This is a genomic window from Acinetobacter sp. WU_MDCI_Abxe161, from assembly GCF_025514355.1.
GTDB lineage: Bacteria > Pseudomonadota > Gammaproteobacteria > Pseudomonadales > Moraxellaceae > Acinetobacter > Acinetobacter pittii_E.
This window is the reverse complement of sequence record NZ_JAHPTU010000022.1, coordinates 1-23,850: the sequence shown is the minus strand read 5'-3', so window position 1 is coordinate 23,850 and position 23,850 is coordinate 1. Positions and strand designations below refer to the sequence as shown.

Annotated in this window: 24 protein-coding genes and 1 pseudogene; 11 read left to right on the top strand and 14 right to left on the bottom strand. The window is 38.5% G+C overall.

What is annotated here, in order from left to right; all coding sequences use genetic code 11:
• Nucleotides 1–57 precede the first annotated feature (57 nt).
• From odhB to sdhC, 7 genes are all read right to left on the bottom strand, one after another.
• The gene (odhB, locus tag KTI78_RS16810; RefSeq protein WP_016143216.1) at nt 58–1,251 is read right to left on the bottom strand and encodes a 2-oxoglutarate dehydrogenase complex dihydrolipoyllysine-residue succinyltransferase; all 1,194 of its coding nucleotides are present in this window, start codon (nt 1,249–1,251) and stop codon (nt 58–60) included.
• Nucleotides 1,251–4,091 carry a 2-oxoglutarate dehydrogenase E1 component gene (locus KTI78_RS16805; RefSeq protein ID WP_262446787.1) on the bottom strand — a complete coding sequence of 947 codons (2,841 nt, stop codon included), beginning with the start codon at nt 4,089–4,091 and terminating at the stop codon, nt 1,251–1,253. Before KTI78_RS16805 ends, odhB begins: the two co-directional genes overlap by 1 nt.
• A gap of 157 nt (nt 4,092–4,248) precedes the next feature.
• Nucleotides 4,249–4,377 carry a hypothetical protein gene (locus KTI78_RS16795; RefSeq protein WP_002116082.1) on the bottom strand — a complete coding sequence of 43 codons (129 nt, stop codon included), beginning with the start codon at nt 4,375–4,377 and terminating at the stop codon, nt 4,249–4,251.
• A 283-nt stretch (nt 4,378–4,660) separates the two neighbouring features.
• Nucleotides 4,661–5,371, bottom strand: a complete 711-nt coding sequence (locus KTI78_RS16790) for a succinate dehydrogenase iron-sulfur subunit (RefSeq protein ID WP_004705893.1) — start codon at nt 5,369–5,371, stop codon at nt 4,661–4,663.
• 14 nt (nt 5,372–5,385) lie between these two features.
• Nucleotides 5,386–7,221 (bottom strand): succinate dehydrogenase flavoprotein subunit, encoded by a 1,836-nt coding sequence (gene sdhA / locus KTI78_RS16785; RefSeq protein WP_002116225.1) that lies wholly within the window; start codon nt 7,219–7,221, stop codon nt 5,386–5,388.
• Between the two features lie 12 nt (nt 7,222–7,233).
• A complete protein-coding gene (sdhD, locus tag KTI78_RS16780; protein WP_000833672.1) occupies nt 7,234–7,599 on the bottom strand; it encodes a succinate dehydrogenase, hydrophobic membrane anchor protein in 366 nt (121 codons plus the stop codon).
• Complete coding sequence (sdhC, locus tag KTI78_RS16775) at nt 7,599–8,000, bottom strand: succinate dehydrogenase, cytochrome b556 subunit (protein WP_075384165.1); 402 nt, start codon at nt 7,998–8,000, stop codon at nt 7,599–7,601. Before sdhC ends, sdhD begins: the two co-directional genes overlap by 1 nt.
• A gap of 471 nt (nt 8,001–8,471) precedes the next feature.
• Between sdhC and KTI78_RS16770 the strand changes: the two genes are divergently transcribed.
• Together KTI78_RS16770 and gltA are read left to right on the top strand one after the other, a co-directional pair.
• On the top strand, nt 8,472–8,576 hold the full coding sequence (locus KTI78_RS16770) for a hypothetical protein (protein WP_224992965.1): 105 nt from the start codon (nt 8,472–8,474) through the stop codon (nt 8,574–8,576).
• A gap of 364 nt (nt 8,577–8,940) precedes the next feature.
• On the top strand, nt 8,941–10,215 hold the full coding sequence (gene gltA / locus KTI78_RS16765; protein WP_002116327.1) for a citrate synthase: 1,275 nt from the start codon (nt 8,941–8,943) through the stop codon (nt 10,213–10,215).
• A 75-nt stretch (nt 10,216–10,290) separates the two neighbouring features.
• Here gltA and KTI78_RS16760 read toward each other — a convergent pair whose 3' ends face one another.
• A complete protein-coding gene (locus KTI78_RS16760; protein WP_005064555.1) occupies nt 10,291–10,776 on the bottom strand; it encodes a DUF1289 domain-containing protein in 486 nt (161 codons plus the stop codon).
• A 111-nt stretch (nt 10,777–10,887) separates the two neighbouring features.
• Here KTI78_RS16760 and KTI78_RS16755 point away from each other — a divergent pair, with 111 nt between their 5' ends.
• Nucleotides 10,888–11,820, top strand: coding sequence for a rhodanese-related sulfurtransferase (locus tag KTI78_RS16755; protein WP_224992945.1), 933 nt, complete (start codon nt 10,888–10,890; stop codon nt 11,818–11,820).
• 124 nt (nt 11,821–11,944) lie between these two features.
• Here the strand turns inward: KTI78_RS16755 and KTI78_RS16750 are convergent, their stop codons facing one another.
• Entirely contained in the window at nt 11,945–12,469 is a 525-nt protein-coding gene (locus KTI78_RS16750) for a YecA family protein (protein WP_002116105.1), read from the bottom strand.
• A gap of 74 nt (nt 12,470–12,543) precedes the next feature.
• A complete protein-coding gene (locus KTI78_RS16745; protein ID WP_002116495.1) occupies nt 12,544–12,750 on the bottom strand; it encodes a PA3496 family putative envelope integrity protein in 207 nt (68 codons plus the stop codon).
• A gap of 358 nt (nt 12,751–13,108) precedes the next feature.
• On the opposite strand from KTI78_RS16745, the gene rpoD reads away from it, so the two are divergent.
• The 6 genes from rpoD (at nt 13,109) to KTI78_RS16715 (ending at nt 19,689) form a co-directional block, all read left to right on the top strand.
• The gene (gene rpoD / locus KTI78_RS16740; RefSeq protein WP_262446786.1) at nt 13,109–14,995 is read left to right on the top strand and encodes an RNA polymerase sigma factor RpoD; all 1,887 of its coding nucleotides are present in this window, start codon (nt 13,109–13,111) and stop codon (nt 14,993–14,995) included.
• A gap of 97 nt (nt 14,996–15,092) precedes the next feature.
• Entirely contained in the window at nt 15,093–15,380 is a 288-nt protein-coding gene (locus tag KTI78_RS16735) for a YbeD family protein (RefSeq protein WP_016143210.1), read from the top strand.
• 203 nt (nt 15,381–15,583) lie between these two features.
• Nucleotides 15,584–16,237 carry a lipoyl(octanoyl) transferase LipB gene (gene lipB, locus KTI78_RS16730; RefSeq protein WP_262446785.1) on the top strand — a complete coding sequence of 218 codons (654 nt, stop codon included), beginning with the start codon at nt 15,584–15,586 and terminating at the stop codon, nt 16,235–16,237.
• Between the two features lie 81 nt (nt 16,238–16,318).
• Nucleotides 16,319–16,852, top strand: a complete 534-nt coding sequence (locus KTI78_RS16725; RefSeq protein WP_224992941.1) for a hypothetical protein — start codon at nt 16,319–16,321, stop codon at nt 16,850–16,852.
• Between the two features lies 1 nt (nt 16,853).
• Entirely contained in the window at nt 16,854–18,038 is a 1,185-nt protein-coding gene (locus KTI78_RS16720; RefSeq protein WP_239976016.1) for an iron-containing alcohol dehydrogenase, read from the top strand.
• A 265-nt stretch (nt 18,039–18,303) separates the two neighbouring features.
• The gene (locus KTI78_RS16715) at nt 18,304–19,689 is read left to right on the top strand and encodes an APC family permease (RefSeq protein WP_025470464.1); all 1,386 of its coding nucleotides are present in this window, start codon (nt 18,304–18,306) and stop codon (nt 19,687–19,689) included.
• Nucleotides 19,690–19,726: 37 nt separating this feature from the next.
• On the opposite strand, the gene KTI78_RS16710 is transcribed toward KTI78_RS16715, so the two are convergent.
• On the bottom strand, nt 19,727–20,287 hold the full coding sequence (locus tag KTI78_RS16710) for a flavodoxin family protein (RefSeq protein WP_262446784.1): 561 nt from the start codon (nt 20,285–20,287) through the stop codon (nt 19,727–19,729).
• Between the two features lie 117 nt (nt 20,288–20,404).
• Here KTI78_RS16710 and KTI78_RS16705 point away from each other — a divergent pair, with 117 nt between their 5' ends.
• Nucleotides 20,405–20,785 (top strand): winged helix-turn-helix transcriptional regulator, encoded by a 381-nt coding sequence (locus KTI78_RS16705; protein ID WP_239968183.1) that lies wholly within the window; start codon nt 20,405–20,407, stop codon nt 20,783–20,785.
• Between the two features lie 71 nt (nt 20,786–20,856).
• On the opposite strand, the gene KTI78_RS16700 is transcribed toward KTI78_RS16705, so the two are convergent.
• From KTI78_RS16700 to KTI78_RS16690, 3 genes are all read right to left on the bottom strand, one after another.
• Complete coding sequence (locus KTI78_RS16700) at nt 20,857–21,489, bottom strand: hypothetical protein (protein ID WP_262446783.1); 633 nt, start codon at nt 21,487–21,489, stop codon at nt 20,857–20,859.
• Nucleotides 21,490–21,505: 16 nt separating this feature from the next.
• Entirely contained in the window at nt 21,506–22,315 is an 810-nt protein-coding gene (locus tag KTI78_RS16695) for a DUF6502 family protein (protein ID WP_239968187.1), read from the bottom strand.
• Nucleotides 22,316–22,400: 85 nt separating this feature from the next.
• Nucleotides 22,401–23,591, bottom strand: a complete 1,191-nt coding sequence (locus tag KTI78_RS16690; protein ID WP_262446782.1) for a cupin-like domain-containing protein — start codon at nt 23,589–23,591, stop codon at nt 22,401–22,403.
• Between the two features lie 101 nt (nt 23,592–23,692).
• Here KTI78_RS16690 and KTI78_RS16685 point away from each other — a divergent pair.
• Nucleotides 23,693–23,850, top strand: a pseudogene (locus KTI78_RS16685) (endoglucanase); the annotation flags it as partial.

Sequence of the window (23,850 nt, the reverse complement as noted above, 5' to 3'; positions counted from 1 at the left end):
TATCTCCATGGTCCGAGATAGAGGATCACTCTACCTCGGTAATATTATTCGAAGAAATTAAAGATCAAGGATGAGTTTAGCTGGTTCTTCTAACAATTCTTTGATTGCTACCAAGAAACCTACAGCTTCTTTACCATCAATCATACGGTGGTCATAAGAAAGCGCTAAATACATCATTGGCAAGATTTCAACTTGACCATTTACAGCCATAGGACGCTCTTGGATTTTGTGCATACCCAAGATACCAGTTTGTGGCTGATTCAAAATTGGAGTTGAAAGTAATGAACCGAAAGTACCACCGTTAGTGATTGTGAAAGTACCACCAGTCATTTCTTCGATAGATAATTTACCATCACGTGCTTTACCAGCATAAGCAGCAATACCTGCTTCAACTTCTGCATAGCTCATACGGTCAGTATCACGTAATACTGGAACAACAAGACCACGATCAGAAGATACTGCAACACCGATGTCATAGTAACCGTGATAAACAATATCATCGCCATCAATTGAAGCATTTACCGCAGGGTAGCGTTTAAGTGCTTCAGTAGCAGCTTTAACAAAGAATGACATGAAGCCTAAACGAGCACCATGGCGTTTTTCAAACGCATCTTTATATTGCTTACGTAATTCCATGATTGGCTTCATGTTAACTTCGTTGAATGTCGTTAACATTGCTGTTTCTTGAGTAGCAGCAAGAAGACGCTCAGCTACACGCTTACGTAAACGAGTCATTGGAACACGTTTTTCGATACGCTCACCAACAGCTACGCTTAACGGAGTAACGTTAGCAGCTGGTTTAGCTTGATGGTTTGCCACATCTTCTTTAGTGATACGACCACCACGGCCAGTACCTTGTACGTCAGCAGCAGCAATACCAGATTCAGTTAACGCTTTACGAACTGCAGGAGCTTGGTCAGATACAGTTTCTGTACGCTCAACAACAGGAGCCGCACCAGCTTGAGTCTGAGCAGCCGCTTGCTCTACTGCAGGAGCAGCCGCTGCTGCACCAGCACCAGCTTCAAACTGAGCAATCACTTCGTCAGAAAGAACTGTATCGCCTTCATCTTTAATGATCGCAACTAAGCTACCATCAGCAGGAGCAACAACTTCTAAAACAACTTTGTCGGTTTCAATATCACAGATCACTTCGTCACGTGATACAGGTTCACCCACCTTTTTATGCCAAGTTGCGATGGTTCCATCTGCAACAGACTCTGGGAATACCGGTGCTTTAATTTCGGTTGCCATTATTGAGAATCTCCTGATTGTTCAGCTTCGATTGCCAATGCATCATTAATTAGCTGAGCTTGTTGTTTTGCATGCAAGTACGGTGAGCCACAAGCTGGTGCAGCAGAAGCTTCACGACCTGCAAAACTGATACGGATTTGTTTGCCAGACTTTAAGATATCGTCATATAAACGTGGTGCAATAAATAACCATGCGCCTTGGTTCTTCGGCTCTTCTTGTGCCCAAACAAGTTCTTTCACGTTTGGATATGCAGCCAAGATTTCTGCAAGACGTTGCTCTGGATATGGATACAACTGTTCAATACGTACAATTGCGACATTAGTTAAGTTTTGTTCACGACGTTTTTCGAGTAAGTCGTAATAAACTTTACCGCCACAAAGTACAAGACGAGTTACATCTGACTTATTAATTTGATCGATTTCGTCAATTACAGTTTGGAATGAACCATTTGCAAGCTCTTCTAAAGTAGAAGTCGCAAGTTTATGACGAAGTAAAGATTTTGGTGACATTACAATCAATGGCTTACGAATTGGGCGTACAGCTTGACGACGTAATGCGTGGAAAATCTGTGCAGGTGTCGTTGGAGTGATCACTTGCATATTATCTTCAGCACATAACTGTAAGAAACGTTCTAAACGAGCTGATGAGTGTTCTGGACCTTGACCTTCGAAACCGTGTGGTAACAACATTGTTAAACCACAAACACGCTCCCACTTAGTCTCACCAGAAGCAATGAACTGGTCAATTACAACCTGAGCACAGTTTACGAAGTCACCAAATTGGGCTTCCCAAATAATTAAGCTCTTAGGAATTGTAGTTGCATAACCATATTCGAAAGCAAGAACAGCTTCTTCAGACAATAAAGAATCGTAAATTGCAAAACGTGGTTGGTTCTCTTTAACATGACAAAGAGGAATGTAAGTTGAACCGTCAGCTTGGTTATGCAATTTCGCATGACGGTGTGAGAAGGTACCACGACCCACGTCTTCACCAGTAATACGAACTAGATAGTCTTCATCTAATAAAGTTGCATAAGCTAAAGTTTCTGCTGCACCCCAGTTTAAAGGAGTTTCACCAGTTTGCATTTTTACGCGATCTTCAATTACTTTTTGAACCTGACGCTGCATTACAAACCCTTCAGGAAGTTTGCTCATGCCCTCGCCTAATTCTTTTAAGCGATTTAAGTCAAATGAAGTATCCCAATCGTCTGTGTAGTCATGGCCCAAATATGGAGTCCAATCTACAAACATTTTGGTATTTGGTTCAAGAATTAATGCATTTGCTACATGATTACCCGCTTCTAAATCAGAACGATAATCTTCAACCATTTGGTCTGCTTCAGCACGATCAATTACTTTTTGTTGAACAAGTTGATCAGCATAAAGTGTACGAGTAGTTGCCTTCTTAGCAATTACTTGATACATCAATGGTTGTGTACCAGATGGCTCATCTGCTTCGTTATGGCCACGACGGCGATAACAGAACAAATCGATAACAACATCTTTACGGAATTCGTGACGGAAATCATGTGCTAATTGAGTAGCAAAGATAACAGCTTCAGGATCATCACCATTTACATGGAAAATTGGCGCCTGAATCATTTTAGCAACGTCTGTACAGTATTCTGTAGAACGTGCATCACGAGGGTCAGAAGTTGTGAAACCTACTTGGTTGTTCACAATAATATGAACTGTACCACCAACCGTATAGCCACGAGTTTGTGACATTTGGAAGGTTTCCATGTTCACGCCTTGACCTGCAAATGCCGCATCACCATGAACAATCACTGGTAAAACGTCATCACCGCCAATGTCTCTACGACGTACTTGACGTGCACGTACAGAACCTTCAACTACAGGCCCAACAATTTCCAAGTGAGATGGGTTAAATGCCAATGCCAAGTGAACTTCGCCACCTGGAGTCATTACATTACTTGAGAAACCTTGGTGGTATTTAACGTCGCCAGAACCTTTTTTATGAATTGATTTACCTTCGAACTCACCAAATAAGTCCGCAGGGTTTTTACCCATAATATTCACAAGAAGGTTTAAGCGGCCACGGTGTGGCATACCAATAACAACTTCTTTACAACCTACAGCACCAGCACGCTGGATAATCTCGTTTACCATAGGAATAAAAGATTCGCCGCCTTCAACACCAAAGCGTTTAGCACCGACGTATTTATTACCAAGATATTTTTCAAGACCTTCTGCAGCAGTTAAACGCTCTAAGAAGCCTTTCTTTTGATCATTTGTGTAATTGAATTTACCACGAGCACTTTCAAGACGCTGTTGAATCCAACGCTTTTCTTTTGTGTCCACGATATGCATGTATTCAACACCGATTGAACCACAATAGATTGCCTCCATTGCTTCAATCATTTCAGCAAGCGTTGCTTCACTTTTGCCGATTTCAAGATTGCCGGTATTGAATACAGTGTCTAAATCTGATTTGGTTAAACCGTGAGCTGAAAGATCTAAATCTGGAATCTCTTCACGCTTAGCAAGACCTAATGGATCTAATTTAGCTTTTTGATGTCCGCGATTACGATAAGCAGCAATAAGTTGTAAAACGCCAATTTGACGACGCTCATGCTCAGTACTTACCGTACTTTGTACAACAGGTTGAACACGATTAGCATTACGTCCTAGTAATAGGAATTGCTCACGCACAGCGCTGTGTGGTTGGTCACCCTTTGGATATTTATCGAAATATTGGCGCCAGTCCTCAGCTACAGAGATTGGGGAAGTCAGGTACTGCTCGTAAAGTTCTTCAATATACGCTGCACTATCAGCGGAAAGTTCAGTGTCAAGACGCAATGCGTCAGCAACTTCTTGCATTTGTGGACCCATTTCCTATTGCAAAAAATATTACAGGCTGCCTTTTAAGCATACCCATGATGCATAATGCCAAATTGGTAAAAAAGGCATTACTTACCCAACAGGTCTTTAAGACCATGGGGCGTCATACTACCTAGAGAGAAAACTCCATAGGTAATTAATGAATCACAACGCCCTCAATGGCATCATCACTCACCTTATACTCGATTAAAACCGAGCAATTTTTTGCAAATCTTTTTAGAAAAATTAACTTTAAAATTAACTTTTCTAAAATGACTTTAACCATAAAAATTAAGCACAGATCTAAGATCGTGCTACTTAAATTAATTCTACTAGTATACGCTTTTTTCACCTATAACTTTGTGGCAAATCGTATCATGTTCTTAAACAACGATTGATTTTTTTGACACATACCACCTATAAATTGGCGAAATACATAAGCGATTTTATCTTTTAATATATGGTGCAATATATAAAAACCTCGCTCTTTTCGACCAAAGTCTAAAGTTTACATTATAAAATTAAAAAAAAACGCACATCAAGGATGCGCGTTTTCCATTTGTGCAGAATTAACCCGCTTGATCTAATAGCATATTACGGATGTGACCGATTGCTTTTGTAGGATTTAGACCTTTAGGACATACTGACACACAGTTCATAATACCTTTACAACGGAACAAACTGAACGGATCGTCAAGACGAGCCAAACGGTCTGCAGTAGCAGTATCACGAGAGTCGATAATAAAACGGTATGCATTCAACAATGCTGAAGGACCCAAGAATTTATCAGGGTTCCACCAGAATGATGGGCATGAAGTTGAACAACATGCACAAAGAATACACTCATACAGACCATTTAAGTGTTCACGCTCTTCAGGAGACTGTAAACGCTCTTTAGGTGGAGCTGGCTGGTTATTGATCAAGAATGGCTGAATTTTGTCATATTGATCATAGAATTGGTTCATATCAACAACCAAATCTTTAATAACCGGCAAACCTGGTAATGGACGAATTACAATTTTCTCAGGTAGGTCGTTTAAATTCCATAAACAAGCCAAACCATTTTTACCATTAATATTCACACCATCCGAACCACAAATACCTTCACGGCAAGAACGACGGAATGTTAATGTTTCGTCTTGAACTTTCAATGCAAGTAATGCATCAAGCAACATACGGTGCTTATCAGTCAATTCAAGCTTGAAAGTTTGCATGTACGGCGCTTTATCCTTATCAGGATCATAGCGGTAGATTTCGAATGTACGAGTACCTCTACTCATCTTTATACTCCCGATTAGAATGTACGTGGTGCTGGTGGAATTGCATCAACAGTCAACGGTTTGAAGCGCACTGGCTTATATTCCAAACGGTTGTCTGATGAATACCATAAAGTATGCTTCATCCACTCATCATCACGGCGACCGTATGAATAAGTTGGGTGATCAGCTGGTAATTCATAATCAACTACCGTATGCGCACCACGACATTCTTTACGCGCAGCAGCTGAAATTAATGTCGCTTTTGCAACTTCATATAAGTTTTCAACTTCAAGCGCTTCAACACGTGCAGTGTTAAATACTTTAGATTTATCTTTCAAGTGAATATTACGTACACGTGGCTCAAGAGCAAGGATCTCTTTTACACCTTTATCAAGCAAAGCTTGAGTACGGAATACACCAGCATGGTCTTGAACGATATCACGAATTGCATCAGCAACTTCTTGAGCATTTTCACCAGAAGTTGACTCATCCAACTTACGTACGCGATCTAATGTTTGCTCTAATACATTTGTTGGAAGAGGCGCATATTCATCACCATGATGCTTAGTTACGTAGTCGATAATGTGCTCACCAGCAGCTTTACCAAATACAACCAAGTCAAGAAGTGAGTTAGTACCTAAACGGTTTGCACCATGTACTGATACACAAGAACATTCACCAATTGCATAGAAACCTTTTACAGGTTTAGTGTAGTTGTCTGTACCTGCTTCAGGTAAGCACACTTGACCATGCATATTCGTAGGAATACCACCCATTTGATAATGGATTGTTGGTACTACAGGAATTGGTTCTTTAGTGATGTCAACGTTCGCGAATTTTTTACCAATCTCAAATACAGATGGTAAACGCTTCATGATTGTATCAGCACCCAAGTGAGTCATATCAAGTAAGATATAATCACCTTTTGGACCACAACCACGACCTTCTTTAATTTCTTGGTCCATAGAGCGTGATACGAAGTCACGTGGAGCCAAGTCTTTTAAAGTCGGTGCATAACGTTCCATGAACGGTTCGCCGTCTTTATTACGAAGGATCGCACCTTCACCACGACAACCTTCAGTCAACAATACACCAGCGCCCGCAACACCTGTTGGGTGGAATTGCCAGAATTCCATATCTTGTAATGGAATACCTGCACGAGCAGCCATACCAAGACCGTCACCAGTATTGATATAAGCATTTGTTGATGCACGGTAAACACGACCAGCACCACCAGTCGCAAATAATGTCGCTTTTGCTTGGAATACTGCGATGTTACCAGTTTCTTGGTCAATCGCTGTTACACCAAGAACATCACCTGCTTCGTTACGGATCAAATCAAGCGCGATCCATTCAACGAAGAACTGAGTACCCATTTTCACGTTGCTTTGATAAAGCGTGTGCAATAACGCATGACCCGTACGGTCTGCTGCAGCACAAGCACGTGGAACTGGTTTATCACCATAGTTAGCAGAGTGACCACCGAACGGACGTTGGTAAATTGTACCATCAGCGTTACGGTCAAAAGGCATACCCATGTGTTCAAGTTCATACACAACTTTTGGTGCTTCACGACACATAAATTCAATTGCGTCTTGGTCACCTAACCAGTCAGAACCTTTTACTGTATCGTAAAAGTGGAAATGCCAGTTATCTTCTTGCATGTTACCTAACGACGCACCGATACCACCTTGAGCGGCTACTGTGTGCGAACGTGTCGGGAAAACTTTAGTGAGCACTGCAACCTTCAAACCCGCTTGAGCGAGTTGGTAAGATGCACGCATACCAGAACCACCACCACCAACGATAACAGCATCGAAAGTGAGGTTTTGAATATTTGAATAATCTTCTTTAGGGGTTATCGCGCCCATGATATCTTCCTATCAATTCGCCCAGAAAATCTGGATACCCCAGATTGCGTACACAAACACTGCAATAATGACAGCCGTCGTCAGTACAAGGCGTAAACCTTTCGCTGAAGGACCCATTTGACGTGTAGTGACATAGTCAGTGAAAACTTGCCACATACCAATCCATGCGTGTGCGATAAGCGATAAAATTGCCAATAAAGAAAAAATCTTCATTGGTAATGTCATCATAAAGCCAGCCCACTGTTGATAGTCAAATCCGCCTTTGCAGAGAATCCAACCAAAAAGAACAACAGTATAAGCCGCTAATACAACCGCACTTACACGCTGGATAAACCAATCACGAGAACCTGAACCAGTTAAACCTGTAGCACTTTTCATTAGAACATAATCCATACAAAGGCTGCGATAATGGCTACCACAGATAAGATCAATGAAATTGTCGCTGCAATACGACCACTTTGCAGTTCCTCAGCAAAACCTAAATCTGCAAGTAAGTGCTTAACTCCAGCAATAAAGTGGAATATCAAGCCGGCTGCAAATACCCAAACAACAAAACGTACAAGGATATTTCCAAAAACGACATTTTTAACGTAGTCAAATCCTTCTGGTGAAGATAATGATTTATCTAGAATCCATAAGAGAACTGGTACTAATAAGAAAACGATGACACCTGATAAACGGTGTAAAATTGATGCAATAGCCACGGGTGAGCGTAAATTTACCGCTAACACCTGACCCATGGACAAATTGACAGGTCTGTTGCTTTTCACAGCGGGCATCCTGTAGGTAGAAACTCCGACCGGAGTTTGTTGAATTAATTCCAAGGAAAGCTGGCATTGTTAGGCAAGCACAGCTCATGCCTAACCTATAAACGACACTGAATTATAAAACGCGAAGTATCAAAATACAAACGATCCACTTTGCCTTTTCAGCAAAAAATCATTAAATAAGAATCATTCATAACAATATTCCTTCACTACTCCTATAAAAAGAAGAAGTCCCTACACATCATGTCATTGTTTAAAATAACTTTTTATTTAATTTCATTTTTTCTGAAATTTCTTTTAAATAAGTCTATTTTAGACTAAAGATAAAGTTATAAATTCCTCATATAAATAGAAAAATGATGGCAATACCTCATATTTTGTAATCAGGCCACAATTCAAATAAGTGAAACTACTTATATTCAAATACATATTAGATAATCTGCACTACTTTTAAAAAGTTAAATCTATTTTAAAAAATTTCTTATTATTTCAATCACGTCTGATAAGCTATTTTTTATACAATTAAACTTAAAAAAAGAACAATATTCTTTGTTACAACTAAATAAAAATACATTTTTTTTTGATTAGTAATTTTAAATTACATCATGAGTTTTATGATTTTTTTAATTGGATTGGCATTTTCTACCGCCTTATTATTTTGAATTTCAATTTAAAAATTTGCTTACAATTGTACTCACCCTTCATTTTTTTTCTGCACGTTCCTGTTGAATTGACTTATTATACCATCCCGATGCAGTGATTTTACTGACTTTTTTGCTCGGGTCTTAATGACTAACTCTCTGTGGGAACGTCATTTTTTATCCATAAGTATAATTGACAAAATTTCAGTACTCACTAATCTTATAGCAAATTTTGACACCGTCTGATTCGCACATGAGAACATTAGGATTTCGAGTCAGATCAACATTCACCAGGACAGGAGATCTATTGAATGTCTGAAGCAAATGGCAAAAAAGCCGTATTACATCTTGATGGCAAAGAAATTGGTTTACCAATCTACAGTGGCACTTTAGGTCCAGATGTAATTGATGTCAGCAGCATACTGAAAGAAGGTCATTTTACTTTCGATCCTGGTTTTATGGCGACAGCCGCATGCGAATCTAAAATTACTTTCATTGATGGTGACAAAGGTATTTTATTACACCGCGGTTACCCAATTGACCAGTTAGCAACTCAAGCAGACTATCTTGAAACTTGTTATTTATTATTAAATGGCGAGCTCCCAACTGCTGAGCAAAAAGTTGAGTTTGATACGAAAGTTCGTGCTCATACTATGGTTCATGATCAAGTTAGCCGTTTCTTTAATGGTTTCCGTCGTGACGCTCACCCAATGGCGATCATGGTAGGTGTTGTAGGTGCATTATCTGCGTTCTATCACAACAACCTAGATATTGAAGATATCAACCACCGTGAAATTACTGCAATTCGTTTAATTGCAAAAATTCCAACACTTGCTGCTTGGAGTTACAAATACACAGTAGGTCAACCATTCATCTATCCACGTAACGATTTAAGTTATGCGGAAAACTTCTTGCACATGATGTTTGCAACTCCTGCTGACCGTGATTACAAAGTAAATCCTGTTCTTGCTCGCGCAATGGATCGTATTTTCACGCTTCATGCTGACCATGAGCAAAATGCTTCTACATCTACAGTACGTCTTGCTGGTTCTACTGGTGCAAACCCGTATGCATGTATCTCTGCTGGTATCTCTGCACTTTGGGGACCTGCTCACGGTGGTGCAAACGAGGCAGTTCTTAAGATGCTTGATGAAATCGGTAGCGTTGAAAACGTTGCAGAGTTCATGGAAAAAGTTAAACGCAAAGAAGTTAAACTTATGGGCTTCGGTCACCGCGTTTACAAAAACTTCGATCCACGCGCTAAAGTGATGAAGCAAACTTGTGACGAAGTTCTTGAAGCTTTGGGTATCAACGATCCTCAATTAGCACTTGCTATGGAACTTGAGCGTATCGCATTGAACGACCCGTACTTCGTTGAGCGTAAACTTTACCCTAACGTAGACTTCTACTCAGGTATCATTCTTAAAGCGATTGGTATCCCAACAGAAATGTTTACTGTAATCTTCGCTCTTGCACGTACAGTTGGTTGGATCAGCCACTGGTTAGAAATGCATAGCGGTCCTTACAAAATCGGTCGTCCTCGTCAGCTTTATACTGGTGAGACTCAACGTGACATCAAACGTTAATATTCGAAAGAAAATTAATGAAAAAAAGCTGCCTTCTGGCAGCTTTTTTATTTAAGTCTTTTTTCTACTCTACAATTATTCTTCTTCATACATAGTTAACAAGTGATGGCTAATTCCATCAGCACGTAACCAAGCCAATTCATAGCTCGCTTTAGCCAAAGCTAAAACACGTCTTTCAAATTCTACCCATATGGTTTTGACTTGAGACTCCGAAATACCCAAACCACTCTCGTGTGCAAGATGTTTATTCTTTTCACATATTTTTAAAGCGTGATAAAGCTTACGACCTTGGCTCGCCCCTTCCATTAACCGAACACGCTTACTTAAAATGAAGCCCTCAACATGCTGTAAGTCTGCATGAGGCAGCATCGGTACTAAGATTTGATTCAACTGATCGTCTAAACGCTTCCATACAGCCAAACGCTGCTCCGCTGTATAAGTATTCCATTGAATCACCTCGTGGTTAAAACGACGACAACCACGGCAAACCTGATCACCAAAAACTGTTGAACAACGCCCTGCACATGGGGTGAGAGAGAGCGTTCGATGATCATTACTCAAAACAAACTCCTTAAATAAACCATATACTTTTTATGGTTTTCTCGCTTATTACAAATTTTCGCGCTAAAATATGCGCCTTAAATTTCTATCTTAATACATTTGGAGTTTTCCATGAACGCTACTGTAGAACAGCTTGCACCTGTAGAACAGCAAGCGACCGCAGGTTGGGTTGTTGCCGCACTATATCAATTTAAAGAAGTTCAAGATCCTGCCGATCTTCAACAACGCTTATTAGACTTAGTGAAAACAATTAACCTCTGTGGAACTCTGATTGTAGCAGGTGAAGGAATTAATGGTACTGTTGCTGGCGATCGCGTAGCAATTGATACGTTACATCAATTTTTGCTCAATGAAGGCTTCGGCTCTATGGAATACAAAGAATCCCATAGCTCTGACAAACCTTTCCGCAAAATGAAAATTAAGCTTAAAGAAGAAATTGTAACTTTAGGCGTTGAAGTTAAACCACGCGACTTAGTGGGTCACTACCTTGATCCTAAAGAATGGAATGATTTAATTGCACGTGATGACGTAATTTTAATCGACACACGCAACGACTATGAATATAAAGCAGGTACGTTCAAGGGTGCAATTGATCCTAAAACAGAAACATTCCGTGAGTTCCCAGAATACGTTAAGAAAGAATTAGAGCAACATAAAGATAAAAAAATTGCGATGTTCTGTACTGGCGGTATTCGCTGCGAAAAATCAACCTCTTTACTTCTTCAAGAAGGATTTAAAGAGGTTTACCACCTTAAAGGCGGTATTCTTAAGTATTTAGAAGAAACCCCAGCTGATGAAAGTTTATGGGAAGGTGAATGTTTCGTATTTGATGGCCGTACTGCTGTAACTCATGGCGTCGAAGAAGGCGTTAACATTAAATGTCATGCTTGTGGTTGGCCTTTAACTCCTGAAGAGTCGGCTCTACCTAGTTATGAACACGGCGTTTCTTGCGTTTATTGCATCGACAAGACCACTGAAAAGCAAAAAGCTGGTTTCCGTATGCGCCAGTCACAAATTGCTGCTGCAAAGCGTAAACGTCTATAAAACTATAAAATAGTTTTCAAAGGGCATTTAGATTTCTAAATGCCCTTTTTTATTTTATATCACTTAATTTTTCGTAATAAAAAACGCCCTAGAAAGGACGTTATTTATTATTTCTTCTAATAAATTAATTTGGCGTATGATACATCAAGTATAATTCATTCAAATTATCTGGGATTTCTTCTGCCAGTTCATCCATTAACTGTCCATTACGACGGAAAGATTCCATCTGAGGATCTTCTTCATCAATTCCACTAAATACCATCATTGGTAAAGTTAAATCAATTAGTTGTTCTTCGTATTCAGGTGCAAACCATGCATCTTCATTTAAGAACATTGCATCAACAAATCCAACACTCCAGTCGCCTAAGCTAGACTCAACATCGGCTTCTTCAATTTCAAACGGAAATTCAATCCCATTTTCATTTGCTAAGTCTTGTCGAATTGACTCTAACCATGCTTTGATCTGCTGAATAATTTCGGCAGGAACCTTTTTATGGTTATTATCAAATAATTCATCCAACCAACGATCAAACTGAGGGCCTACTGCAATTGCACACAGAAAACCATGAGTTGCAGCGAAATCTAGACCATACTCATTGTGGTCTCCATCTAGATATTCACTTAATTGGTCTAAATCTAACGCACTCATTGTGTTACCTGACTATAAAAAAGAAATCTACGATAGCATAGCATCTAAGCTGACGATGCCCTATTCAGATTTGATTAGTCTTCATCATCAAGATCATCATCGTCTAAATCGTAATCAAAATCTTTTAACTCACGCTCTAAACGACGTTGAGCCAATAGATCATCAATTAATCTACGTTTTTCTAATGATTCTTTCGCAGTGATTTTGCCTGATGACTCATCAAAACCGACATCATCATCATCACCGTAGTTATCATCTAATTCAAAATCTGTAGAAGACACTAAAACTACCTCTAATGAAAAAATGTGAATGGGTCTAGCCGCTATTTATCTTGCTTATTTACCCGTGTCAAGTTTTATTTATATTTTTTTCATTAAACTGCATATTTGTACTTTTTTTCACCCAAAAAATTGTGTATTTATAAACCTGAACTATTTTTTTGATCAAAAAAAAATTCTATGATCTTTTCGATGATTTAAGCTTGAAAAAAATGATTTTAGCCCAATATTCAAAAAACAGACGTGAATTCAAAGATATTTTTTATTTAACGGTTACTGATCAAAGCCAAAACATTTCAAGCAAATTGTGCTATCATGCACGGTTTTTCACTGCCACAGATTCAACAAAGAGTAAGCAAAGATGAGCGATATGCATTCCCCTACTTCTCAAGTAGCGGCTCTGATTAGCCGAGGCAAAGAACAAGGTTACTTAACTTACGCTGAGGTTAACGATCATCTGCCGGACTCGATTACTGAAAGCGAACAGATTGAAGACATTATTCAAATGCTTCAAGACGTTGGTATTCCTGTACACGAGCGTGCACCTGAATCTGACGATACCATGTTCGGTGAGTCGGCTGAAGCAACTGATGAGGTTGCTGAAGAAGAAGCTGCTGCCGTACTTGCATCGGTTGAAAATGAGCCTGGACGTACGACAGACCCTGTACGTATGTACATGCGTGAAATGGGTACAGTTGAGCTGTTAACCCGTGAAGGTGAAATCAGCATTGCCAAACGTATTGAAGAAGGTATCCGTGATGTCCTTAATTCAATCGCTTACTGGCCAAATGCTGTTGAAGTTGTATTAAAAGAATATAATGATTTCTTAACTGGCGAACGTCGTCTTGCCGATATTTTATCTGGTTATCTCGATCCTGAAACTGATGAAGATATTCCAGAAGTTTTAGAAGAAGTTGAAGAGCTTGAAGAAGAAGACGAATCATCTTCAAAATCAACTAAAGAAGTTAAGCTTGATGATGACGATGAAGAAGAAGAGTCTGAAGGCGATGATGATTCTGAAGGTGATTCAGGTCCAGACCCTGAAGTAGCGAAAGTTCGTTTTACTGAACTAGAAGCTGCTTGGGCTAAAACAAAAGCTGCAGTTGAAAAACATGGTCGTAATAGCCCAGAAGCTGAAGAAGCTTTAGAAGCTTTAGCTACTGTGTTCATGATGTTTAAATTTACACCACGTTTATTCGATATCATTTCTGAAATGATTCGTGGCACACATGAGCAAATTCGTGCCAATGAACGTGAAATCATGCGTTATGCAGTACGTCGTGGCCGTATGGACCGTACTCAATTCCGTACATCTTTCCCTAAACAAGAATCTAATCCAGCTTGGTTAGACGAACAAATTGCTAAAGCTCCTGCTGAAATCAAGGCACATTTAGAAAAAGTTCGTCCTGATATTTTAGCATTCCAGCAAAAGATTGCAGATATTGAGAAAGAGCTTAGTTTAAGCGTTGCTGAAATTAAAGATATCTCTAAACGTATGGCAATTGGCGAAGCGAAAGCACGTCGTGCCAAGAAAGAAATGGTAGAAGCCAACCTTCGTTTGGTAATTTCGATTGCGAAGAAATATACCAACCGTGGTTTACAGTTCCTTGACTTGATTCAAGAAGGGAACATTGGTTTGATGAAAGCTGTAGACAAGTTTGAATACCGTCGTGGTTATAAATTCTCGACTTATGCAACTTGGTGGATTCGTCAGGCAATTACCCGTTCGATCGCCGATCAGGCTCGTACAATTCGTATTCCAGTACACATGATTGAAACGATTAACAAGATCAACCGTGTATCTCGTCAATTGTTACAAGAAATGGGCCGTGAACCAACACCTGAAGAATTAGGTGAACGTTTAGAAATGGATGAGGTTAAGGTTCGTAAAGTACTTAAAATTGCGAAAGAACCGATCTCGATGGAAACACCTATTGGTGATGATGAAGATTCGCATCTTGGCGATTTCATTGAAGATCAAAACATCACTTCTCCAATCGATGCTGCGACTTCAGAAGGCTTAAAAGAAGCAACTCGTGAAGTATTGGAAAACTTAACTGAACGTGAAGCGAAAGTATTGAAGATGCGTTTTGGTATTGATATGCCAACCGATCACACACTTGAAGAAGTAGGTAAACAATTTGACGTAACACGTGAACGTATTCGTCAGATTGAAGCGAAAGCATTGCGTAAATTACGCCACCCTTCTCGTTCTGAACACTTACGTTCTTTCTTGGAAAATGACTAATTTTTGAAAGCTTGAAATTTCAAAATCAAGCCCCATTTAATAGAAAGAGCTATAAACGCCTGCGATAATGCAGGCGTTTCAAATCATGAGGTAACTTATGTTAGACCGCACTCCATCTCGCGAACTACAAGAACATCTTTGGGTATTTCCGATGGATTATCCAATTAAACTTATTGGCGATGCGGGTGAAGAATTACGTGTTGCAGTAGTCGATATTTTGGTGAAACATTTCCCAGACTTTGATGACTCAACATTAAAAGTTCAAGAATCTCGCACCGGCAAGTATCATTCTTTAACAGCACAATTGCGCTTTGAAGAATTAGAACAAGTTCATGCACTTTATGCCGACTTGGCTGCTTGCCCGCAGATTAGAACTGCGCTTTAATTTTAAGTTCTTCAATGAATACCACAGTTAGATATTCTTACTGTGGTATTTTTTTGGAAATTTTAAAGTTAACAAGCCACGAAAAGCCCTACAAATATTTAGAATTCCTTTTACAAAATCCTTTAAAATTACAAAGTTTTCGGCTTTTATCTCATAGATGTTAACTGGATGCCGCATAAACTAACTTATAGGAAGATATTGTGATGAGCCTTGATAAACCCAACTTGATCATTCGGCAATGGAACGATTTACAAGATTATCAAAGCAAGTTTGAAACCATGAAACTCTTAACAAATGAGCGTGATCAAGATACGCCTGATGAGTTATGGTTACTTCAACATCATAATGTCTTAACCCAAGGTCAAGCTGGTAAACCTGAACACATCCTAATTTCATCAAATATTCCCGTAGTACAAACTGACCGTGGTGGGCAAGTAACTTGGCATGGACCAGGTCAGCTTGTTGCCTACTTCATGTTTGATCTTAATCGTCTAAAATGGAACGTACGTACATTGGTCAGTTTTGCTGAACAATTCATGATAGATATTTTGAAAAAATACGGAATTGAAGCATATGCCAAGCCCGATGCTCCTGGAGTATATGTGGATAGTCGTAAAATTGGTTCTTTAGGTTTTAAAATTCGTCGTGGCCGTAGCTATCATGGATTAGCATTAAACTTGGACTGTGCGTTAGATGGGTTCCAAACTATCAATCCTTGCGGTTATGCAGGTTTAGAAATGGTCCGCATACAAGATTTAGTGACTCCCTATCCATCATTCACTCAACTTTGCCAAGACTTTATTGAATATATTAAGAATACTGGGTACTTTAATGACCCAGAAGTCAAATCTGAATAAATCGCTTTGCGATGAAATAAAAATGGATTAGAGTAATTACTCTAAATTTGCTTTTGCATAATTTTAACAAGGGATACGCGAGTGATTTCGACAAAAGCTGTAAAGCCTACTCTGCAACTTGCCTACGTTAAGCTCATGATGGATGTTATTGGTCGTGGCTTAGTCATGGCGAGTCAAGTGGACACTGAAATACAAGAGGAAGTATCTAAATTTCCTGTTCACTTTGTACTTTCAATGAATGTTTTCCCAAATGGACCAGCATTTTTTGCCCGGGTCACAGAAGACAAACAGTTAGAGCTACTCAAAAGAGCTGAAAGAAAGCCGGACTTAACCATTACATTCAAACATGTAACTCATGCATTTATAGTATTTTCTTTTCAAGAAAGTACTGCTCAGGCATTTGCTAATGATCGTATGATCGCCGATGGTGATGTGTCTGCTGGAATCCGCTTTGTTCGTTGTTTAAATAGAATGGAATCTCTTATTTTACCTAAATTGGTTGCGTCACTTGCAGTCAAAGAATACCCAACAGAACTCACCCTAAAAGAAAAATTCAACGAGGCTGCAAATATTTACTTAAAAGTAGCCAAATCCTATTTCAAGCGGAGCGCATAACATGGCTAAACCATATTACGAATTCTTTTGTCCTGTAAAAGTCATTGCTGGTAACGCTGCGTTAGAACATATTCCATTTGAACTTGCAACTTTAGGTGCAAAACGTCCTCTTATCATTACAGATAAAGGTGTACGTGCGAATGGTTTATTGTCCCCGATTGAAGCTGCATTTAGTACCACAGATACTGTTATTGCTCATGTCTTTGATGATGTACCACCTGATTCAAGTTTAGAAGTGGTTCGTTTGGCAGCAGAAGCTTATCGCACCAATAAATGTGATGCGATTATTGCAGTAGGTGGTGGTTCAGTTATTGACACCTCTAAAGCCACTAACATTTTAGTATCTGAAGGTGGAGATGACCTTCTGCAATATGTTGGCGCACATAACTTACCAAAACCATTAAAACCATTTTTTGTAATTCCCACAACTTCAGGTACTGGGTCTGAAGTGACTATGGTTGCTGTGGTTTCAGATACACAAAAGAATGTTAAATTAGCATTCACATCTGCCTACCTCATGCCACATGCAGCGATTTTAGATCCACGCATGACCCTTACACTACCACCTCATTTAACCGCAATGACAGGTATGGATGCTTTAACGCATTGTGTTGAAGCCTATACATGTTTAGCTGCTAATCCATTAAGTGATGCATATGCAAGTGCGGGGATTAAGAAAATTAGTGAAAACTTATTTAATGTCTTAGAAAATCCAAATGACCAGCAAGGTCGTTTAGAACTAGCACAAGCCTCAACAATGGCGGGAATTGCATTTTCTAATTCAATGGTAGGACTTGTACACTCTTTAGGACATGCTTTAGGTGCTGTTGCTCACCTGCCCCATGGGTTATGCATGAATTTATTCTTACCTTATGTGCTTGAATATAATAAGCAGGTAAATGGGCAGAAAGTTGGTGAGTTACTATTACCATTAGCTGGTGCTGATATCTATGCCCAAACTCCAGCAACTCAACGAGCAGATAGAGCAATTGCTACGATTTTGGCAATGCGTGACCGTCTATTTACTTTAACCAAGTTACCACGCACTTTACGCGAAACAGGTAAAGTAAATGAAGCTCAGCTCGATGAAATTGCAGAAAAAGCACTAAATGATGGCTCAATTATTTACAATCCTAAAGAAGCTAGCTTAAAAGATATTCGAGATATCTTACAAAAAGCATGGTAATTCGATAAGTTAAATTTGAACCTTAATTCTAAAGGTCTGATTTTTAAACGAAATCAGACCTTTTTTATAGTCATGAATTTTTGTTCATCATTTTATTTGGAAATATGGCAAAAAATTTGCTAAAAAATCGATGAAAGTACTGACAATTTGCATCAATTTAGGATAGATTGGCGCACTTTATCTTTTTCTGTAGGGGGGATCGTTCGTCTCAAACGATCCTTAACACCAAGCTGATCCTTGATCAACGATTATGAGGATAACGCCGTTGACAAATTTATCTGGGACTAAACCAACAGCTAAACTTCAAAAGAATCTTGTGCTTTGGCACATTATTATTATTGGTTTAGCTTACATTCAGCCATTAACGTTATTCGATACTTTTGGTTTAGTATCAGAGCGAAGTGGCGGTCATGTACCAACTTCCTACATCTTTGCATTAGTCGCAATTTTATTAACATCGATCAGTTATGGACATATGATTAAGCGCTACCCTTCTTCCGGGTCAGCCTATACTTATGCCCAAAAATCAATTCATCCTAATGTTGGTTTTATGGTGGGTTGGTCTTCTTGGTTAGACTATTTACTGTCACCGCTTGTTAATATTATTTTGGCAGATATTTATCTAAGAGCTCTTTTTCCAGAGGTAAATAACTGGCTATGGGTGATTGGTTTAACCACCCTAATGACCGTTATTAACTTATTTGGTGCACGATTTGTCGCGCGTTTTAACAGTACGATCGTTGTTATTCAGCTTGGCGTAATTTTTTATTTCGTTTATCAGGTATATATTTTACTTACTCAAGGTGTATATGCAGACGGAACTTTAAATCCCGATAAAGCTGCGTTGTGGTCATTGACTCCTTTTTGGAACGACATGACATCTGTAAGTGCTTTAATTGCTGGTGCTACTGTACTCTGCTTCTCTTTCACTGGGTTTGATGCCTTATCTTCTCTCGCCGAAGAAACAAAAGACGCAGAGAAAACACTTCCGAAAGCTATTTTCACCACGGCATTACTTGCAGGTATTATTTTTATTGTAAGTACCTACTTCATTCAATTATATTTCCCAAGTAACCCAAATGCTTACTTTAATCCCCTCGATGAGTCACAGCCAGTGATGGTCGCTGCGATTGGTAGTATTGCATTTAAAACTTTGGTTTTATATTTTGCTGTAGTCGCTGTTATGGCATCGGGTATTTCTGCTCATGCAGGCGTATCTCGTTTAATGTATGTGATGGGACGCGACGGCGTAATCAACAAGAAATTATTTGGTCATATTAGCCCAAAACTACACACCCCAACTTACAACATTCTTATTGTAGGTGTAGTTGCTTTATCTGCTGGTTTCTTAGATCTTGAGCATATTGTCAACTTGATTAGTTTTGGTGCTTTAACCGCTTTTAGTTTTGTTAACTTCTCTGTTATTTCTCGATATGCATTAAGAGATGGCAAGAATAAAACGTTTAAAGACATCGTCAATTATATTGTTATACCAACACTTGGTTTTGCCAGTGTGTTTATGATGTGGCTTGAGATCGATAAGCTTGCCTTACAAATTGGCTTAGCTTGGGCGGTTATTGGTGTAGGTTATTTGGCCTACAAAACCAAAGGCTTCAAATATAATGCTCCGCAGCATAATGAACATGAATAATAAAAAAGGCGCTTAAAGCGCCTTCTTTATGGTCAAATTAACCAAAAATTTTGTTCACAATCTTTTGTACACGTTGAGCATAAAGTTTCGCTGTTTCAAGATCTCCAGTAGGAACTTCCTCTACACTTGCATCTGAAGGTGATTGAACTAAAAGCCCAACTGAACCGCCTAAGTTATTTACATCTTCACGTGTTGCATCTTTTGTATTCGCTGGTAATAAACCAAGGCTCACCCAAATTCCACCATGCTGCGAAGCTAAAGTTTGTAATTGAATAAGAGTAACCTGCTTATCCCCATTTAAGCTCGCGCTGTTTGTAAAACCTGCAAAGACTTTATCTTGCCAACCACGTGCAAACCACACTTTCGAAGTTGCATCAGCAAACTTTTTAAACTGCCATGGCGCTGTGCCCATATAAGTCGGAGCACCAAAAACAATCCCCTTTGCATCATTTAATGTCTGCCAATCTTGATCAGTAATATTACCTTCCTGATCAATTTGAATGAGCTGAGCATTAATTTCATTTGCAAACGTTTCAGCCACTACTTTGGTATGGCCATAACCAGAGAAATATACAACCGCGATATTAGAATTAGACATGGGAGAAAACCTTTGTTTTATTAAATTCCACTTTATGATATATTTTAGAAACTAGGTGTCAATTAGTTACTAACTGGTAACTAGTGTATTTTTTTAAGAAACTAGTAGGTAAATAGTATGAATGAATGTCTAAAATATAATATTTTTCAACAACATTGCCCTGCTCGTTTATTTTTTGAAAAAATTGCAGATAAGTGGGTTTTATTGATTTTAAATGTGCTTGAAGAGGAAACTCAGCACTTCAATTTGCTCAAAAAGAATATACAAGGCATTTCTCCTAAAGTCTTATCACAAAAACTAAAAATGCTAGAAAGAGACGGTTTTATTGAACGTAAAATCCAGAATACCTCTCCTATTCGTGTTGATTACTCACTGACTTCTTTAGGGCAAAATGTAGCTGCAATGGCATTCCAATTAAAGGAATGGGCTGAAACCAATATTGAACAGGTTTTAGCAGCCCAAATTACATATGACGAAAAAGCATTAGAACAGGCTTAACTTATAGTTCCTTTAAGATTTCATTGAACTTTATCGATTAAGTGTTGTTCTTAACTTAAAGATAGCTCCACTTAATTAATTTTAATTGGTTCAGGTGGGGCACTTATTTTAAATTGAATAGTTAAAGGTTCGCATTGTTTTAACTCCTGACCATTTTTCAAATAGCTAATTTCTAAACCATATGTCCAAGTACCATTCATGATTTCAAATGCAGGATAATTGACAATAAAAGTCTTGGTTTCATTAGGCTGGTATTCGTAGGTTTGAGTCTCTTTACACTCATTTTCTGGATAAGAACGCTTTGTATTTCCAAGTAAATAGAGTTCTAAAGGTACATAACACGCAGGTTGTTTTTCTTGTATTTTCTCTAATCCTTTATTAGTTTGAGTAATTTGCAAAGCAATTGTGCCGTTTAAAGTTAACTGCTGCGCATATTTAAAAACTGTTTCTTTTTCTATGGGTTCACGCGTTACATTATTGAGAAACTGTAATTTACGCTTTAGGCCATGACAATCATCTTCAACAGGAGCAGGTAACCAGATTTCATTATCTTTAGATTCACCTTTCTCTCCATCAGCTGGTGTTTCATAATCACCCGGTTTACCAGGTTTAGTCGGATATCCTGACCCACCTAAACTGGCACCGCCCGCAAATAAATCCTCTCCGCAAGCAGTCAAAAGACCACCCATCAAAATGAAACTCATGGATATTATTAGTTTTTTATAAGTTGTTTTGATCATATTGATAAGCTCCGAAACGGAAAGTTTTGGTTGCACCCTCTTTTCCTTCATCGAGTGCACAACGTTCAATGGCTAACTTGAGTACTTGTAGTGATAAATCTTCCCATAAGCGCAAACTTGCTTCTTTGAGTAAAGTGATCGATTCATCGGTTAGTTCATCAGCAAAAATTGCTTGTTCTAAATAGGGTTCTTTTTCTGGCTGAAATAAATTATGAACTCCAGCAGCTAAATGTGCCTCTAAGTTATTCGTTAATAATTTTCGAACTTCGAATTGCTCCACATCAGGCATAAAACTACGCTGCTGTAACATCACAAGGCCATCTTCTTCTTTCACAATATTAAGACGTTCGAGTTCGTTCAAAATAGATCGCGGATGTTTTTCAGTTGAAACTTTCTTTACTAAATTTTCAAAGCTAATCTGATCATTACTTACAAATGGAATTTTTTCTGCCAATCCCTCCGCAAGCCACAAACCAATCACCCGAGCAGGCACACTTACTGGCTCTGCTACTTTTGCCTCTGTTAAAGGCTGCCCAGCCTGCATTGCTTTTTTAAATGCATTGACGTCTTTGCGATGTAACCCTGAAAGTAAACTAACTGCTGAGTCAGTTGGTTTTTGCTCTATACGCTCTAATTCAGCTAAAGCCTGTTGATAGAAAACTGGTTTTAAAGCTGTCACAAAGTCGTTATATCCAACTCCCGAACGAATTAACCACTGAGTCAGGTATTCCATTAACATTAATACCTGCTTTTGATTAAGTTCTGCATTGTTCGTTTGGAGTGTGGTCATAGGGTAACAATTTTCCTTCATATTTGAAAAACGGTATGGGCCGAGCAATTGTCACACTGAACGGTTTAAGATGCAATTTTCATTCTTAGACCTCTTTTGGAAACCGATCAACATAATGATTTGGAGCATTAAAATGCGTAAAAGAAATACTGATTGAGACATCTAGACTTTCTACGCTATGCCACCAACCAATTGGGATAAACAAAGCTTCCCCAGCATTCAAAATACATTCAACTGGAGTAATTGATCTTGCTAAAGGATATTTTTCAAAATCAATTTTATTGGCATTACTTAATTCACTAAACACCCAATGATCGTTATACAAATGTGGAACTTGCAAGGCAGGAATTAAAGTTACTTTTTTGCGTCCATAAATTTGGACTAACATATTATTAGTTAAATCATGATGTAATGGCGTAAATGTTCCTTTAGGTCCAAACCATAAGAAACTACGCTTATCTTTTAAAGCCAAGTCACAATAACCTTCTGCAAAATCACCAATATCTAAAAATAATTCTTGAAGCATCTGATGACTGTTGGTGGCATTATTTGCAGTCATATAAAAATCATTGCTCGCATCAACTGACATCACTTTTGATACAAACTCTGACATCTTCATTTTTTGTTTTAGCGATGGAGAATGTCTTTCAAATTGCTCATCTAAATTTCTATTCATCTGAACTTCAACTGAATGATGACCAAATTTAGAAGCAAAATATTGCGGAGACCATTTGTGCAAAGCTGGCCAATGTTCTATTCCTTCTTTTAAAATCACAGGGCGATGTTGACTATAGTAATCCTTTATAAAAACAGAGAACTGTGGAGCAGTAATTGAAGGAATTTCTTCACTATAGCCAGAGTTTAGCTGTGCCAATTGATCTACAGTTTCTATTAACCATTCACGTTTTTTAAGTTGATGATGCTTTTTCTTCAAAATTTTATAGAGTTGATTATTTTCTAAATTATTTAAATATTCTTTTATTTTTAAACCCTCATGCCCCTGCTCTATTAATATTTTTATAATCTCCGCAGACGTGACCTCATTTAAAACTTGTTCAATTATCCACTCTTGCTCATAAGTACATAAAGTCTGAAATTTTAAATCATTCATTTCAAACTTTGGCTCAAATCCATTTGCTTTTAGTACATCGACTAATTGTTCAATTCCACACCCTTTTTCTAAATTTTCTTCAAGCCAGTTTTTCCATTCTAATGGCAACTGGTCAAACCACTTTTGGCTTTGTTCGAATATTTCAATTTGATTATAAGCTGCCATGTTGAACCTTTTTTCAAATTTGATCTTTACAACTGCATTATAATTGATTTATTTTAAAAATGTTAAATTTTCACATTTTTAATAAAAAAAGGGTTTATGTAATGAATAACATAGTAAAAGGAAGCAGTATTGCTTTAATTTTTATAGCTTTAAGTGGTTGTGGGTCTGACGATAATGATTCGACACCAACACCAACACCAACACCAACACCAACACCAACACCAACACCAACACCAACACCAACACCAACACCAACACC